Below are 17,210 nucleotides of genomic sequence, written 5' to 3' on the forward strand. Positions count from 1 at the left end.
TTTTTCCAATGTGTATCCGTACTTAAATGAATCGTTTTCAATAGGATGGCTTGTGGGTCACGATATTGGTGATGACAATTAAAAGGTATCATTGTTTTGTTAGTATTTAGAGCCATCAAAAATCAATATGGATCGAAACAGGGCTTGATGTGGCATTGTATTTTTTTTGCTTTGCACCAAGTGGGTTTTTATAACAGATTCAAAAAAATTGATTTTTCCCGAGTCGCAAGGCTTGTATTTGTTTGTCAGGGGAATATTTGTCGTAGCCCACTTGGTGAAGCGGTTGCTAGAAGCTCAGGGGTGCGGACATGTTCTTTTGGTCTGAATACTCGGAGTCATGATCCAGCAGACCCTCGAGCTGTTGCTTGGGGGGCAACTCGTGGTTATGACTTGCATAGTCACTTAACGACTTCAATTGAGGATTACGTCCCAGAGCAGGGAGATCTTTTGATTGGTATGGAGCCAAAGCACGCTAAGCAATTACTTCTTCACTTTTCCGACGCACCTGTTCAAATAACAATTGCGGGCTTATGGCTGGATACTAGGCGTGTTTATTTGCATGACCCTTACAATACAAACTCCTTATATTTTGATTTGTGTGAGAAAAAAGTCGAATTAGCAACACTGGCTATTCTCAAAAAATATAGTAAAAAAGTGATCTCTAACAGTAGAGATAATGTTTATGAGTGATGAGGCGATTAAGCAAAGTGGAAGAGTTGCATTGCTGGACTTGCTTCGTTTCGTGGCTGCTTTTTTAGTGGTGCTCTATCATTATCAACCTTTTATGTCCAATCATACCGATAGCGAAATTTTAGAGGTTTTCAAGTTTGGTTATCTCGGAGTAAATTTCTTTTTTATGCTGAGTGGTTTTGTCATCATGAGCTCAGCTAAAAATAGAACAGCATTTAAGTTTGCGATCTTGAGAGCTGTAAGGCTTTATCCGGCCTTCATTTGTTGCCTGATAATTACTGTGTTTATTTTGTATTACCTAGATGGTCGAGTTCCATCAATGAGTCAAATGATACTGAATGGATTGATAATTAATGATTATTTCGGAGTGGAAAATATTGATGGAGTCTATTGGACTTTACAGGCTGAACTAAAGTTTTATGGATGTATTTTTTTGCTTATTCTTTTTTCCATGATTTCACACTATCGTATTTGGATTTCATTATGGTTGCTTTGTGCCGTAACTTTTTATTTCTACACACAACCATTTTTTTTAGGGTGGTTTATTAGTCCATCATATTCTTTTTTTTTTATTGGTGGTGTTTCTGCATATTATTTGTATGAAAACTCAAAAAATGCTTTTGCGTTTGTAGTCATGTTTTTGGCAATGCTGTTTGCTGTATTGAGCGCATGGAATCAAATTGATGGTTTTTATATCACCCCATCTTATTCTGATAGATGGATTGCTTCTCTTATTGTAATAATCTTTTTTTTATTTTTTCTCTTTTTGCGAGATTTGGAAAAATGTATTTCTGGTACCGTATGGTTATCGATTCTTGGTGGTGTAAGTTATCCCTTATATTTGCTCCATAATCGGGCAGGCAGGACACTATTGGAGTACTATGCAGCAGAAGTATGGTGGTTGAGTTCTGTATGCTTGGCAATTGTTAGCGTTATCGTTATATCTTTATTAGTTCATGTTTTAATTGAAAGGCCAATATTCCGGTTGGTCCGCAAGTATGTTTGATGTTCTTAAAGTCATTTGAGTGATAAGTGCTTTGAGCTCGTTCGCTATTATTTCATATTTCTTTTCCGTGAATATGTTTCTATTTTGTAGAAAATTATGAAAAAAAAATTCAACACAGAAGAATTTTATGCATTTAAAGTGAAGTATATGTGGGATTTTTTCCGATCCCAACATTTTTCATTTTGGATGATATGTGGGTACTTATTTGTTGAATTTGTCAAACCCCAGTTGATTTTTGGATGGATAGATTTTTTACCTTGGGCGCAATTGCTGCTCATGGGAGCTTTGGCCGGCGCATTTACAGATGCGACTATAAAATGGGTAGCATCATCTGCAAATATATTAATAATTTTATTCTTAATTACTATATTGTTATCCGTGTTAAATGCCATATACCCTGAAGTTGCAAGGATGCAATTTATGTTGTTTTTTAGTTGGGTAATTATTTATTTTCTAACTATCAATATTATTAATAGTTGGGAGAGATTCTATATATTTTTAATGATATATATTGTTGCTGCTGGAAAAATAGCTGTTGGATCATCTAAAAATTGGGCTGGGCGCGGCTTCTCATTTGAGGGGTGGGGATTGATGGGGCCTCCAGGGCACTTTCAAAACTCAGGTGAGCTTGCTGTCCTAATGGTGATGTTGTTTCCCTTGGCATTCTATTTGTATCAATCCCTAAAAAGTAAAATTGCTTTATGGGAGCGTATTATTTTAATTATTTTTTGGATGTGTCCAATTTTAGTTGTTGTCGGCGCAAGTAGCCGAGGATCGCAAGTGGCCTTGGCTGTTGTTATGTTGTTGATGTTCAGAAAGAGTATTTTTCGACTCAAGCAACTTATTGGGGTTTTAGCATTGGTCTCGGTTATTTTTTATATGTTACCGGATCAGCAAAAAGAACGCTTTTTACAAGCAGGTGATGACAAAACATCTCAGCAGCGATTGCTTTATTGGGAGCATGGTTGGGAAATGATGAAAGATCATCCGTTGTCGGGAGTTGGTTTTTTCAATTTCATTCCTTACTACGAAGCTCATTATTCGTATGACATGTTGTATCCAACTGCACAATTACCGCATAACATTTTTATCCAGGTGGGTACTGACGCAGGATTTATTGCATTGTTCTTCTTTATCTTGCTAATTTTTTATTGTTTGTTTGTTCCCATACGTATCTCTAAATCTTATCGATACTCGGATATACAAAAAGCAGTTGCCATTGGGCTTGGTTATGGTGTGTTAGGATTTTTAATTGCAGGTCAGTTTGTAACTATATCGTACTATCCTTTTTTGTGGATTCACTTGGCTATGATAGTTGCATTGTCTAGCTTCGGTAAAACCAAACGTTATAATAATGGTCCATCAGATGCATAGATACTGGCTTCGCAGTTGGTTTAATGATTTTTGGCAAAAAAAGTTCCGCCATTTTTTTGGGCTTTTATTATACCTTCTTTCCATCTGTGCTCATTCTATTCGTGCTGATCGCTTAGCGCTTTCATGGTGCATGAAGGCATTGCGTTATAGTTTTATTTCTGGCGCTGCTTCTCTCTTGAAAGATATTCTGAATAAAAATTTTCATCTGCTGGATGCTGCCGTCAGTGACGGTGTAACGTTGAAGGAAGCGGCGGATCGGACGATAGTGCTTAAGTGGCCTGATGTCCAGCATGGTGAAGTAGTGTGTAAAGGGATGTTATTGATCAAGTTTACTAAAACTTTTTCTTATGCATTGCGCAATCTTGATATAGAACGTTTGAGTTCATATTTTTATGTAGTCTTGGAGCCGAGTTGGTCTGGATATGCTGACCCTGATATTTTGGCTTGGATTGGAAAGAGTAAGGATATAGTGATTCAATCGAGTGAGGTACAGGACAGGGCTTTAATGAATTGTTTTCCAGAAACGTTTAGGGCAGTGAGCTTTGGCTCGGGTAGTTGGGTACCTGATTACGATTTTGCTCCACTTGTTGGCGACAAAGAATTTGATTCGATTTATATAGCTAACACTAATCCTATCAAAAGAGTTGGTCGATACATTGATGCCATAAAAAAAATTGTGTTGGCAGGGCATGTAAATTACAAAGGTTGCTTGGTGTGTGCTTCGTGGGGTGAAAGTGCTCATTTGATTCAACTGCTTGTTAAAAATGCAGGCATTGAGAAAAATCTAATATTGAAATTTTCTTTATCGAAAGAAGATGTAATTCTTTTTTTAAATAAAAGTAAATGCAATTTACTACTTTCTTTAAAAGAAGGGAGTAATAGAAGTTTGTTCGAAGCCATGATGTGCAATGTTCCTGTGATTTCGTTAGTCGAAAATATAGGTGTTAATAAGGAATATATTGGAGAACAAAGTGGATTGTTAATTCCTGACGAGATGTTGGAATCGTCTATGCTTTGGTTGTCAAAAAATTACCAATCTTTTTCACCGAGGATCTGGGCCTTGGAAAATATTAGCTATAAAAAATCTATGGACAGATTACTAGATATTCTCTATCGAGAGAGTGTGTCTGATAGCTTAAAAGTTTACAAAAAAGTTAATGCTCCAGAAGCTTTTTATGAGAACACCCATACAAATTTTCCTGACTTGATGAAGTCTCTGTTGATGTTATTCGCCTTGGCTGGTGAACGGTTAGATGAGTATGATTTAAGGGCTCAGCTGGTTGTTTTGGAAAACAACCTTGATGAAGGTATCAATAAGTTGGTTTCAGGGCATGGTTGATCAAGCATCAGTCTAGCTTACAAAGGCTGACTGATATCGCATAGTCAAAACATTGATTTCCATGCTTTTTGTTAGAATTATTTTTTCAGCATCCTAAGTGAGTAATTTCCTGCGCGGATCCTCTGGCCTTTGCTATGCTTTAGGGGGTCAATGTATCTGCTTTGGTCGGCGGATGTTATATCTCAAATTCTCCATAAAAAGGGCTTTTTTATGAACGCAAAATTAATTATCAGCTATGGGAGGTATCTCTGCACCGTGTTGCTTTTGGCATTGCTGCCTTCTGCTCTGTATGCGCAACCAAAAGAGCCGGCCTACTTTGATATGGAGATTATCCAGCCTCGTGCTGGGCTGGATAAAAACAACCGTTTTTATCGGGCATATCCTGGCCTTGTTTATGAGGTTCGGGTGGCGGTTGCCGGCGGTGCTTACCCGTTTACGCACGAATTGGTAAAGGCTCCTGTAGGAATGAGCATAAATAAGTTAACTGGGGTAATCACTTGGAATAACCCTGTCTCACAAGTGGCTACTTACCCAGTATCAGTTAAGGTAATTGATAGCAAAGGGGCCGTCAAAACAGTCGATTGGAATATTTTGGTGACGACAGAAAAGTTCATGTTCGTTGACCAAGTCAATGGAAAGGTGGGGGCTACTGGAACTATTAGTGATCCGGTAAAGGGTTTTGCTGATGTGTATGGTGGAACTGCGTATGCAGATAAATATTCTACAAAAAATCAAGGCAAGTTTGTTTATTTTAAAAATGGCCGTTATTCGCTGGAAGGCTTTACCTCTGGTGGACCAAAAGTGCAATGGACAAATCGCCAGCCGTTGGTTTTTTTGGCATATCCAGGCCAAACTCCAATTATTGAAATGAGTAAGGTTGCATTTTCGGTTGTTGATACAGATGCAAATAATCTATATGTCGATGGATTTGATATCGACACAATTGATACGCCAGCTGCCTCGGAAAACAGAATGGGGTTTCGTATTGGATCATTGTCAAACAATGTTACCTTTAGGAAAAATAAATTCCATAATATGAGTTACACAGAGGGATCTTATAACCAAAGCGCAATCATGATTTCTCGCGACAAACTTGGTAAGTATTGGGCTTTTCAAGATAATGAGTTTTATGATTTACATGGGGGGTATGGAATAATCGGTTACGTAGCGCAGATGGTTGTAGTAGAAGATAATTACTTGCACGATATTACACGTGGTATACCTATTGGTCCTAAAGCAGATACCGCGTATTGGTTTATAAGAAATAACAGATTGATTGATGTTGGAAGTAATGGAATTTGGTTGAGTGGATTAGGTGCTGCATATGGAAATATTGAGGTATGTAATAATTTGGTTAAATCTAATGATTTGGCTTTGAGTGTCAATTTAGAGCAGAATTCTGCACTTAGTGGAATATCAATATTCCGTAATACTTTTATAGGTAGAGTGGCCTATTTTGGAATGAAAGATGGAGTTGCTGGTTTCAATCAGGCGGGGCATTTTTTTGACGGCAATGTGGTTGTAAATCGAATTACTAATGGAGTGATTTGCAACGCATGCAATGCATCAGGCTTGTATTTTATGGGACAAAATGTACTTGAAACACCCGATAGCACGGCAGTAGACAGCCAAGGAAAGTTACAAGGCGTGAGAGCAAAGGTAATGGGCTATGAAGCAAGTATGCCTACTCGTCCAAGTAAAGTGGATGCAAAATTGGATTTTACTCCTGCTCCTTAGCCTTAACTGTGCATAAATATAGGGGTATGTCTCTCTGTAATTAGATCCCCCTGCACAGCTGAAATGATTGTGTATTGTTTTGGATAAATTGATTCGCTTATGAATGTTAGCCCTGATTTACACAATTCCATTTGTATTGGCAGTCTGGCTTTGGGGCTGCAATATCGATTGCATGCCAAGCTACTAGCTTTCGATTTACTTTTTTTTCATCCAGAAATTAAGCTTGTACTACTGACAGATAGTCCAGACTTTTTTCGAGACTTGCCTAATGTAATTGCAATGAAACACAAGTCAACAGGTATTCGCTTTTGTTATCACGATAAGCGGTTTGTTTTTGAAAAGGCCTTCCAACTTTACAGTTTATGCTTATTCGTTGATGCGGACAGTCGATTAGTTGATCCTATTGATTTTGACGAGCTATTAGACTGTGATGCTTTTATTGTTGCTCCTATCGCGGAGTCGCTGCAAAAAAAAATTGAGCGAGAAGCATTGCATGAAAAATCGGGTATTCGTTTTAACGGTGCATTTAAAAAGGCACGCATTTTTAATGCGCTTTCAGAAAAAATGGGTGTGAAATTTGACGAGTTGACTTTTGTTCAAGAGTCTATTTTTTTGATTAATAAAACAAAAGGCGATTACCAAAAATTTCTAAACACTTGGGATTGTTGCGCTATTTATACGACAGGTAGATTGCTCGAGTTTTCGGAGGGAAGTTCTATTGGGCTTTCAGCTAAAGTTGCGGGTGGAAAAATAAGTTCTATTAACAAATGCCCAGCATGGTATTTTAAAGATCAATATACTGATCATCGTTGGAAAGATGAGCGACAAGCTTTGCTGAGCAAAAATTTGATGCTTCTTCGTGCTGCAATCTCTAATGATGATTGGTGCCCTTCAAGAGGGTACGTGCGCCTAGCGGCGCTCGGCTGGGCTGCGTTTACTTTTTACCTTAAGAATGCAAGACGATTGCTATTCTCCTTTTAAGGCTTTTTGTTGGTGTGGCTTTAATAATTGAATTTATAATTAAATATCTTTTAACTGTTTAAATATTCTTCTAGCTTCTGCCTTTGCATTTTTCATGCTTGCCAATAATTTTTCGCTATCTTGCTCGGCAAATTGAATAAAGTTAATTGCTCTGCTCTTATAGATACCAGAAAGAAAATCCTCCATCGTGACTTTTCGATCATTAAGTTTGGCTAAGCTAAGAACACCGTCAACTTTTGGCATGTAGGCTATACTTGCAAATGGCGTGCCCGTATTTATCGCCATAATTGAGCCGTGAAGTCTTTCTGCTAATATGAAATGAGAGCGACTTAAAACACCTTGTATTTCATTGGCTGCATATGTACCTTGCAAAACAAATGTATGCTTTTGTGACTCCAAATCCAAACTGTTGAAAATGTCTAGCGCTGCCTCATGGTCGTTATGAGTGCCATTTCGCTGCATAGGAATCAGGACTATATTGGCTCCGAGTTCTTTTATTGCACTCTGGCAAAATGAAACATATTGATCAATCCAACCCTGTTTGTTTTTGTTGTAACAGCATGGGGTCAATGAAATTGTTTTTTTTACGTTGAAATTTAAATTTTCTTGCAGAAGGATACTTTCTACGCGTGATGCAGGGCAAGATTCTAATGTGAAAACCAGATCAGGAATTATGTGTACTTTTTCGGGGTCAATATAGTATTTGTTGAGTAATTCTTTTGACTTGCAATCGCGCACCGATATTAAATCCACTAATCTAAATGCATCGGTTATTGCTTTTTCTGACTCGGTATTGTGTACGGGCCCTATGCTGACACCAACGATAGCCACTTTTTTATTAAATTTCTTGGCGGTTTTAATCAGGTTGGTGTAACCAAACAGCCACCTGCTCTCTTGTGGTGTATCAAAGAAAATTCCACCACCACCAATAATCACAATATCTGTTTTGATGAAATTAATTAATGAACTGATATAGTTTTTTCTACTTCGGCCAATTACTCCCTTGATAAAGGATATTGGATCAAGCGAAAAAAATTTATAGGATTCAATTTCGTGGGTTAATCTCGTCTCTTGGGGATCTGCAGAGTACGCAACAATTTTAGCATCTGTGATATTTTTTTTTATCCCATTTATCAGTGCTGAGAGAATGGCTTCATCACCAGCATTTCCGTGGCCGTAGTATCCAAATATTGAGTATCGAGACATTATTGTTCCAGTAGTGTAAATATCTAATTTAAAAGAGTATTTTTTAAGCTCTTGTATATTGCAGGCCATGCATAATTTTGATTAATAAATTGTTTTGCATTAACTGCTAGCCTATTGGCTTCTTTTTCACTTTTAAGTAGGCTCAATATTGCATTGCCAATGTCATTATCATTATTGGCCTCTAGTAGTTCATGGGCATGTTTGGCTCCGATTCCTGAGTTACCTAAGGAAGAGCTAACCACTGGAATACCTGCTCCCATGGCCTCCAGTAACTTGTTTTGTTGACCGCTGCCAATTTCCATAGGAAATGCAAAGACAGTTATTCCTTTTACGTAAGGCCAAATATTATCGACGGTTCCAGTTACTATTACCGCTGGATCTAGCGCTAAATCTTTAATAGCTTGGGCAGGGTCTCGCCCGATAATTACTAGCTTACTATTGTTTGCTTGCGGTTGAATTTCTTTAAATATTCTGTAAAGTCTAAGTGCTGCGCGGATGTTGGGTGCATAACCCATGTGGCCTAAATAACCAATAGTTTGGCAGCCATAATCTAGTGTCTCGTTTAAAAAATCATTGACGTAAAGCCCATTCGGTATAACGCCAACTTTGTTATGGTCGATATTTTTTCCTGCACCAATTTTTAGATCTAACGGTGACACATAGCATGCATAATCAGCTGACTTTAAAGCCTTCCTTTCCCATATTTTTATTAACCAATTATCTATGGAAGTTATAATTGATCCGCTTTGTTTGCGGCATGCGGTTGCATAAGGCGAATCAATAAGATCTAGGGTGAATCGATTTGCTTTGACATTTTTTTGGACAAGGTGTTGATAAGTTGCAAGTACACATAGTGCAACATCGTATTTGATGTTGCGTGTTTCCTGCTTAATGAAGTTGGAAATGTAGTCCTCGTCATAACATAAAAATGGAAATGGTGTGTTGCCTGGCACAAATGATTTAATTCGGTTGAATATTTTTTTTCCAATATTTGTATGAGCGGGTTTTCTAATATACAGTGACACTTTTTTGCACAACTTTTGTGCTTCAGCTATATCAGAGGTAGATATTTCATGGTCGGACACTACAAGCATGTGAACATCAAATAATGTTGAAGCGTATTCGATTATTGGCTGATATCGAATAGAGATGCCATTCTTTCTTGCGGGAAATGGGTGATCAGGAATGCACAAAAATAGGGTAGGCTTGTTCATTTAATTCATGAACCCTTTTTCAATCATTGAGCGGAAATAACTGTTTTCGTTATATAGTTTTGCAAAACTGCCATCTGCAATTATGGTGCCGTCTGAAACTAACACAATCTTATCTGAAAGTTTTATTGCTGCTGGACGGTGGGAAATCACAATGATGAGTACACTGGTTTTCAAGTTATTTAACAAGAGCATTAAGTCATGCTCTGAGTCTATATCTAGGGCGCTAGTTGGCTCATCTAATATCAATACTTTATTGAGCCTATAAAGAGCTCGTGCAATTCCCAGTCTTTGCCTTTGTCCGCCGCTAAGTAGCTTTCCATCTTGTCCAAGTTGTGTGTGAATACCATTTGATAGTTGTTCAACAAATTCCATTGCATTTGCTTCTTCGAGCGCGCGCGTTACTCTCTCATGGTCAATTTCATCTGGTGCAACGCCAAAAGCAATATTTGCAGTTACCGTGTCATCTAGAATAAAAATATTTTGAGGTACATAACCAATACTGTGTTGATAGGATGCTAGTCGGTCATCCTGAATTGGCAGATTGTCGACAGTAATTGAACCTTCCGTGGGTTTAAGCAATCCCAGAATAATATCTGCTAATGTTGACTTTCCTGAGCCTGATGGTCCGGCGATGGTATTCAGTTCACCTTTGGTGAATTGAAGTGAGATGTTGTTAAGAGTGCCTTTTTCTGTGTTTGGATATTTGTACTGAATGTTATTTAAATTGATTTTTTTAACCTCCTCAAAGGGAGATATTTTTGTATTCGGTTTGTTATCTACTTCAATGTCTAGGCTTCGCTTCAACTCTATCGATACCGCACCATTGGCACTCATACTTGATATCGATTTGTATATCTGCTGCATTGTCGGTAGCAATTTGTAACCGGCAATAGCATAAAAACTTAATATGGATACTATGCTCTCGCTGCTAGAGTTTTGAGTTAGCAACAGTATTGCAAATAGAAGAATTGCTCCAAAAGATATTGTTTCAATTGCAAAGCGCGGAAGCTCTCCTGAAAGTGCTATATAAGCACCGGAATCTAGTCCTTTTTTATTAACTGACACGTATCTGTTAGCGTACTGAGACTCCATTGAATTTAGTTTGATGTCCTTTATTCCTATGAATGACTCAGACAGCAAGGCTTGAATAGTTCTATTGCGATAAGTGACGATATCTCCATGCTTTTTAAGCGATTTCTTTATTATCCAATATGTGCCTAGAGACGCACCGCCCATAAGAAGAGCGGAACCAATTGCTATCATTGGATCGATCAATATCAATCCGATCAAAATAATAGTGGCGATAAAGAGTTGGCTGCATAGAGTTAGGTAGGGTTGCAATACCATGTAAATGAAGCGCGGAGCATCAGCAGAAATGATCGAGATTGGCTGATTGTAATTAGTTGATTTATGAAAAAGGTAGTCTCGATTGATAAATTTTTCATACAGTTGAAATTGTATGTTGCTGCCCAAATACACCGAAAACTTAAGCTGAATCCATAATGTGATTGCGCTCATTGCATTAGATATTACTATCATTGCGATTGAGAGTAGTGCAAAACCTACAATAAAGTCCTGATTGGACTTAAATTGACCTATACGATATATGGCGGCCAAGAGGTCATTTTTTTGAATTGAATCAGGGTTTGATATTATTCCAATAAACGGCGCTATACTCGCCACTCCAATTACTTGCACTAAAGCCGAAAAGGCAAAGAATATCTGTATTAATAGCATCTTGGTTTTTTGTTCCCGATTAAGGATTTGATAGATGCTTTGTATGACTTTTAAAATGTACATAGTTGACAAGTGCTCAATGGCTGTTTAGTTGCCGAGCGTTTCCTTTTGTGCGGCTGGCCGGTTGTGTGAATACGAAATTTGGTTTGCTTTTGGGGTTGCTAGTGATGATGATTTTACTGCCTAATTCTTCGTTAGGCATTAGGGCGTGGCATTATCGCATAAGTTGATTTATTCACTAGCTCTGTTTTTGCATTGATGTGCTGGCGTTGCAGCATTGCTGTGAGGGGCTTCATACACATTACACAGTAATTCCTTCATTTTTTCTGGGTTCCATTGATCAAGAGCCCTTTTTTTTCCTTTTTCGGCTAAAGCTCGCGCCTTCTCATTATCGTTAAGGACGTGTTCAATAATCGCTCCCAAGGTTTTAAAGTCACCTGGTGGAAATAGGAATCCGCTTACCCCATCTGTAATTACTTCATTGGCTCCGCCGATATCTGAGCTTATGGTCGGAGTCCCTAGTTGCACAGACTCAACTAGCGATCCGCTTAGTGCCTCAAAGTAAGTAGGAGCTTGTATTGCAATATCTGCATATTTTGTCAGCTGTAGTACATCTTTGCGAAATCCGAGAAAACAAACATTGTTCGATAATTTCTTTTCCCTGATGAGTGAATTCAGCTCATCAAGGTAGGTTGTACACAGCGCATTGTTGTCAGCCTCTCCAACGAAATACAGCATAGTATCTGGATGGCTTTTGGCGATTAAATCATAGGCTTTTAGTATAACTGCTTGCCCTTTTGCGGGAGAGATTCTGCTGGAGCAGATGATGACTTTTTTACCGCTTTCTTTTGCTGCTTTTATTGGATTTTCTTCATAAAGAGGTTCTTTTTGTATTCTTTCTTCGACATTGAATGGGGAGTGAATAACGATGCATTTCGTTTTTGATAAGCCAAGTTGTTTGATGTATTGCTCCATAAGGTTTTTGCCAACAAATACATATTGATTGGCTGCGGCAATTATTTTTTTGGGATGCTGTGTGAAGTCGCGTAGATCGCGAAAATAGAAGAATAAGTTGGCTCCTTTTAATTTTGCAACCCAGTAAGGGAGGTAATGTACCCCGTTGTTTCCTTGCACAACATCTACTTTTGATGATGACAAAGCCAGCATGGCTTGAAAAACTATTAAGAGTTTACTAAATGAGAGTGTTGCTTCTATCAATTGCCGAAATGCATATCTGAGTATTTTATTTTTAAATACTGACTCAAACTTTTCTATGTGGCTGGAGGCGTGGTAGTCAAAATAAAGTGAATATATTCGCTTGGTTTTCAGGCGAGAGGGAATTTCATCCCGATAGATTTTGTTGAGGGGCATAAAGGTTAAAAATATAAATTTATGCTCGGTGATTCGCGCTGCCATTTCAACAGCCCGATATGTCGAGCCACCTGAATTTTGAGCAGATTCAAAGATAACTATTGTTTTCATTAAGTGCTAAGTAAGCCTTTGGTTATTCAGTGACTGTCACTTATTTTGTTAGTGATGATTATAGGTGTTTCTTGGGGATTGTTTTGGGAGATACTAACATAGTGATAGGTGTTATTTTATTTCGTTAGCTTTTAAATAAAAAAGGCGCCGCAAGGGCGCCTTTTTTTGTTTCATTCTAGATTATGACTTTTGAGCCTGACGACGACGTGACAAGCCAAGACCCATCAGACCTAAACCAAGAAGAGCAAAAATGCCTGGCTCTGGTACGGTAACTGATTTGATTGAGTATTCGTTGTAGGCTCCGCCCGCAGAAAACACAATCTTATCTGCATACAGGCCAGCTCCTGGAACGTTAAAAGCTTGTTCGCCATTCGCACCAACAGAATTCAGTCCGTAAATCTGAAGTGAAGTGACCAGATTGCCTGCCAGATAAAAGGAGAGTGAAGCAACTTCACCATTTACTGGGTCATTCCCATCGGTTGGCTGGCCATCAGATGCATGATTACGCGGGAACAAGTCTGTGAGCTTGATGCCAACAACGTTTAGTGCATTTTGAAATGTCAGTGTGATTGACTCTGCCAAATCGATTTCATCGCCTTCGCCACCCTTTACTCCAAGACCATCAACTGGATCATTGGCGAATAATTTTGCATTACCGGGGCCAGCAGTTGCTGTTACGTTGCCGAAGCTGTAGCTAACAGTGTGGGAGTTTTGTCCATCAGCTGCAGGTGTCCAGGCAGCAGAACCAAAATCAATTATTGCCGCGTTTGTGTTTACTGCAGCGAGTAGTGCGCCAGCAGCAACTAACTTAGTTACTAGTTTCATTTTATATCTCCATGATAAGTGAGTGATTGGCGACCAACCTGGGTCGTTGGCGTATCAATATGCATTTGTTATGCCATGCGAAAAAGATCATTTTATTCAATAGGTTATGCATCTCAATCGCTATTTCATGTAAGTTTATTCGACACTTTTCAGCAGTTGCTGGTAAAGATTGCGGGTGCTTGTTGCATTGCTGCTGCTTGAATAGTCATTGTTAAGAGAGGGGATAATTGGGTTGTTGATGAGTTCAATTATCTTTGAGCTATAGCCATCTGCTGAATGGTTGTTGACTAGCAATTGAGGGTATTCGCTCAAAATTTCTCGTAATCCACCCACGGCGTGAGCCACTAAAGGCTTGCCTAGGGCTAGGGTTTCGAGGGCAGTCATTGGTGTCCCTTCATGGTCTGAGCACATCACTATTACATCTAAAGATGCAATAACTCTTGTTGAGTCAGATCTATGCCCATGAAATTGGATATGTGAGCTCATGCCAAGCTCCTGGGTGAGGGTAATGAGCTCCTGTTTAAGTTTTCCATCTCCAACGATATGAAAGATTATTTTGAGTGTTGGTTGTCGCTGAACTATTTGTTGGGCAGCATGGATAAATAGATCGATTCGTTTTACTGGTTCAAGTCTACCGACTATGCCAACATGGTAATAGTCGTCCATGTTGGCGCGGATATCTGGTGCGGGTGTTGTCTTTTGTAGCTCGTCAAGGTCGGCGCCATTCGGAATGATGTGTATGAGGTTTTCCGGAAATGTGTGCTTGAGTTGTTCTTTGAGGTTGCTAGAGACTGATATCACTGCATCTTGTAGATGTTTTCCGCAAAAGTTATCTAACCAGTTGATAATTTTTTTTAATCCGGTCGTTTTATATTCGGGTGCTCCATGTGTTGTTCGCACTGATTTTGCTTGTCGAGATATGCCTTTATGGGCAATAAAATTTGCGAAAGAGCCTAAGATATTTTCCTTTTGCCGGTGAGTGTGGATGATATCTGGTTTAAGTCTTTTGATGAGCTGGATAAGTTGGTGCGTTATTTTGAGGCTGGACAGGCTTCGTTCGTTAATAACAATCGTGTTTATTCCTGCTTTTATTAGCCTTGTCTCAAGCTCACCATGATTCATAAGTGCAACGGTAATATCACAATCTTCAATAGTAGTAATGAGCGTTAAAGCTTGAGCCTCTGCACCTGCCCACAGGTCACCAGAAATGATGTGTAAAACCCTTATGTGAGAGGGTAGAATCATATTTTTATGGTGGACCGTTGGAGTTGAAGCGGTGACTTGCATAATGTCGAATTGTTCACTTGATATGTTAGGGACAGGTAGGAATCAGAATGTTAACATTTTTGTTTTGGTTGTTTGGTATTGCGGCTGTATACAGCTACTTTATTTATCCTTTTATTTTGCGAATTTTGGTAATTCGAGCGGAGGCAAGGCGAGTTTCCTCAGTCATTGCTGTGGCAGAGCAGGAGAAAAGCGTTTCACTTATTGTCACTGCTTACAATGAAGAGGCAAGAATTAGGGAAAAAATAGAAAATTGCCTTCAGTTGGTGGTGAATGATGGAAAATTTGAAATAATTATCGCCTCCGATTGTTCTGAGGATGCAACTGATGAGATCGTGCGTGAATATTCTGCTCGCGGAGTCAGATTGGTACGTGCGCCTGAGCGTTTGGGCAAGGAGCATGCTCAGCAATGCGCCATCAAAGAGGCGAGTGGGGAAATATTAGTGTTCAGTGATGTTGCAACACAAATCCCTCATGATGGTATTCAAAAATTGATGGTTTATTTTGATGATCCTGAAGTTGGTGCTGTTTCGAGTGAAGATCGTTTTATCGGTCAAGATGGTGTTGTGGCGGGAGAGGGGGCATACGTTAAATATGAAATGTGGTTACGCCGTCAGGAGTCCAAGCTTGCTGGGCTGGTGGGGTTAAGCGGTTCATTTTTTGCTGTGCGTAAATCTCTATGCAATGAATGGGATATTCATTCACCAAGTGACTTCAACACCGCATTGAATACTGCCAAGGCAGGGTTGCGTGCGGTAACTGCGCCTGATGTTTTAGGTTTTTATCAGGATCTAAAAGATCCGTCCAAGGAATATCAGCGAAAAATCAGAACGGTGATTCGTGGCATGACGGGGCTATCTCGTCACGCTGAAGTATTGGGATTTGGGCGTTTTGGTTTCTTCTCGTTTCAGGTGATTTCGCACAAGTTAATGCGTTGGATGACCCCATGGTTTTTGTTGGCATTCTTCTTGATTAATTCGCTAATCGCATCTAATGGAGGATTTTATTTATTGTTGTTCATTGGGCAATTAGCTTTTTATGGAGTGGCGGTTGTGGCTCATTTTTTACCAAATTTACAGTCAATCTCCATAATTAAATTGGTGTATTTTTTTGTGCAGGTAAATATTGCTTTGCTGGATGCATCTATTAAATTTATCGCCGGTCAGCGAATGACAATATGGAAGCCTTCAGCCAGATGATGCCACATGGTGATCTACCTCCGGTGGGGAGAAAAATTTCGCTGTTGCAATCTTCAGAAAATCTATTAGAAGATATTCTTCCCTATAATAAGTATTGGGTTGATTCAGGGACATCCGCCTTGGCGTTGGCACTTTTGGATGCTAAAGCACACTTTTCCGATTTACCTGCTCCTCGCGCAATTATTCCTGGATATTGTTGCCCTGATCTCGTTGCTGCATGTGTATTTGCAGGTATTGAGCCTGTGGTCGTAGATGTAGCTTTTAATGATCCTTCGTACAATTTGGATGAGCTCAGTACTCAATTGGATCATCGAGTTGTGGCAGTAATCGCAATTAATTTTTTAGGGATTGCGGAGCGATTGGAGCAATTGCGAGATCTTATTATCCATAAGGGGTTGGCGACTCGCTTAATTGAAGATAATGCGCAGTGGTTTCCGTCCTCTACTAATGAGATGCATTTTTTTTCCGACTATGTAACTTTTTCATTCGGTCGAGGAAAGCCTTTAAGCTTATTGGGGGGCGGATTATTGTTGTCAAGGGGGTCGCTTTCATGCGCGGCTTCGCAGCATATAGCTTCCTCTCAAACCTCCACGGCGCTGCTAAAAATAAAAATTAGTGCTTATAATATTTTGCTTATTCCTTTCTTCTACATGTTTCTAAATCGCAATCCTTTTTTGCGCTTGGGGGAGACCAAGTATATTCCGCTCCAAAAAATTGAGGCATTGGATGCTTTTCGTGTGAGTTTATTAACCTCGAATTTTAACAGCTATTCGAGTTGCAAAACTGATTTGCGACAAATGTATGATGATGCCACTGATAATTTGCAGCAACTGCTGCCCTTGGCATCATTGAGAGCAGCACGCTTATTGCGATACCCATTGTTGTGTAAAGATGGAGAGATAAGAGATAAATTGCTTGCATACATGCGTGATGAGGGGCTTGGCGCGTCGGCTATGTATTGCGTGGCGATTGATAAAGTAGATGGAGTTGGTGGTTTAGTGACAATAGCGTCATCGCTTGAAAATGCTAATTCATTTGCTTGCCGTTTTGTTACTTTACCGGTAAATGACAGCATCTCTAAAGCTTTACGAAAAAAATTGTGCGGCTTGTTTGCTGCACATAACCATTAGCCCACA

14 protein-coding genes are annotated in these 17,210 nt (G+C 39.3%); 8 read left to right on the plus strand and 6 right to left on the minus strand.

The window, feature by feature from the left end; translation table 11 throughout:
- The first annotated feature begins 96 nt into the window (after positions 1–96).
- The 6 genes from AAGC78_RS09300 (at position 97) to AAGC78_RS09325 (ending at position 7,127) form a co-directional block, all read left to right on the plus strand.
- On the plus strand, positions 97–690 hold the full coding sequence (locus AAGC78_RS09300; protein ID WP_435783792.1) for a low molecular weight phosphatase family protein: 594 nt from the start codon (positions 97–99) through the stop codon (positions 688–690).
- Positions 683–1,696, plus strand: a complete 1,014-nt coding sequence (locus tag AAGC78_RS09305; RefSeq protein WP_435783793.1) for an acyltransferase family protein — start codon at positions 683–685, stop codon at positions 1,694–1,696. Before AAGC78_RS09300 ends, AAGC78_RS09305 begins: the two co-directional genes overlap by 8 nt.
- A 96-nt stretch (positions 1,697–1,792) precedes the next feature.
- Positions 1,793–3,070, plus strand: a complete 1,278-nt coding sequence (locus tag AAGC78_RS09310; protein ID WP_435783794.1) for an O-antigen ligase family protein — start codon at positions 1,793–1,795, stop codon at positions 3,068–3,070.
- Positions 3,063–4,409 (plus strand): glycosyltransferase, encoded by a 1,347-nt coding sequence (locus AAGC78_RS09315; protein ID WP_435783795.1) that lies wholly within the window; start codon positions 3,063–3,065, stop codon positions 4,407–4,409. The genes AAGC78_RS09310 and AAGC78_RS09315 overlap by 8 nt, the downstream gene beginning before the upstream one ends.
- A 210-nt stretch (positions 4,410–4,619) precedes the next feature.
- A complete protein-coding gene (locus AAGC78_RS09320) occupies positions 4,620–6,146 on the plus strand; it encodes a putative Ig domain-containing protein (protein WP_435783796.1) in 1,527 nt (508 codons plus the stop codon).
- Positions 6,147–6,245: 99 nt separating this feature from the next.
- On the plus strand, positions 6,246–7,127 hold the full coding sequence (locus tag AAGC78_RS09325) for a hypothetical protein (RefSeq protein ID WP_435783797.1): 882 nt from the start codon (positions 6,246–6,248) through the stop codon (positions 7,125–7,127).
- 39 nt (positions 7,128–7,166) lie between these two features.
- Here the strand turns inward: AAGC78_RS09325 and AAGC78_RS09330 are convergent, their stop codons facing one another.
- From AAGC78_RS09330 to AAGC78_RS09355, 6 genes are all read right to left on the minus strand, one after another.
- A complete protein-coding gene (locus AAGC78_RS09330; protein WP_435783798.1) occupies positions 7,167–8,333 on the minus strand; it encodes a polysaccharide pyruvyl transferase family protein in 1,167 nt (388 codons plus the stop codon).
- Between the two features lie 23 nt (positions 8,334–8,356).
- Positions 8,357–9,547: a glycosyltransferase gene (locus tag AAGC78_RS09335; RefSeq protein ID WP_435783799.1), complete on the minus strand. Its 1,191-nt coding sequence runs from the start codon at positions 9,545–9,547 to the stop codon at positions 8,357–8,359.
- Positions 9,548–11,347: an ABC transporter ATP-binding protein gene (locus AAGC78_RS09340; protein WP_435783800.1), complete on the minus strand. Its 1,800-nt coding sequence runs from the start codon at positions 11,345–11,347 to the stop codon at positions 9,548–9,550.
- A 168-nt stretch (positions 11,348–11,515) separates the two neighbouring features.
- Positions 11,516–12,766, minus strand: coding sequence for a glycosyltransferase family 4 protein (locus AAGC78_RS09345; RefSeq protein WP_435783801.1), 1,251 nt, complete (start codon positions 12,764–12,766; stop codon positions 11,516–11,518).
- A 180-nt stretch (positions 12,767–12,946) separates the two neighbouring features.
- Positions 12,947–13,591 (minus strand): PEP-CTERM sorting domain-containing protein, encoded by a 645-nt coding sequence (locus tag AAGC78_RS09350; protein ID WP_435783802.1) that lies wholly within the window; start codon positions 13,589–13,591, stop codon positions 12,947–12,949.
- Positions 13,592–13,726: 135 nt separating this feature from the next.
- Positions 13,727–14,878 carry a glycosyltransferase gene (locus AAGC78_RS09355; RefSeq protein ID WP_435783803.1) on the minus strand — a complete coding sequence of 384 codons (1,152 nt, stop codon included), beginning with the start codon at positions 14,876–14,878 and terminating at the stop codon, positions 13,727–13,729.
- A 47-nt stretch (positions 14,879–14,925) separates the two neighbouring features.
- Between AAGC78_RS09355 and AAGC78_RS09360 the strand changes: the two genes are divergently transcribed.
- Both AAGC78_RS09360 and AAGC78_RS09365 read left to right on the plus strand, forming a co-directional pair.
- Positions 14,926–16,074 (plus strand): glycosyltransferase family 2 protein, encoded by a 1,149-nt coding sequence (locus AAGC78_RS09360; RefSeq protein ID WP_435783804.1) that lies wholly within the window; start codon positions 14,926–14,928, stop codon positions 16,072–16,074.
- Positions 16,053–17,204, plus strand: a complete 1,152-nt coding sequence (locus tag AAGC78_RS09365) for a DegT/DnrJ/EryC1/StrS family aminotransferase (RefSeq protein WP_435783805.1) — start codon at positions 16,053–16,055, stop codon at positions 17,202–17,204. The genes AAGC78_RS09360 and AAGC78_RS09365 overlap by 22 nt, the downstream gene beginning before the upstream one ends.
- Positions 17,205–17,210 lie beyond the last annotated feature (6 nt).

Source organism: Cellvibrio sp., from assembly GCF_039207905.1.
Classification (GTDB): Bacteria; Pseudomonadota; Gammaproteobacteria; order Pseudomonadales; family Cellvibrionaceae; genus Cellvibrio.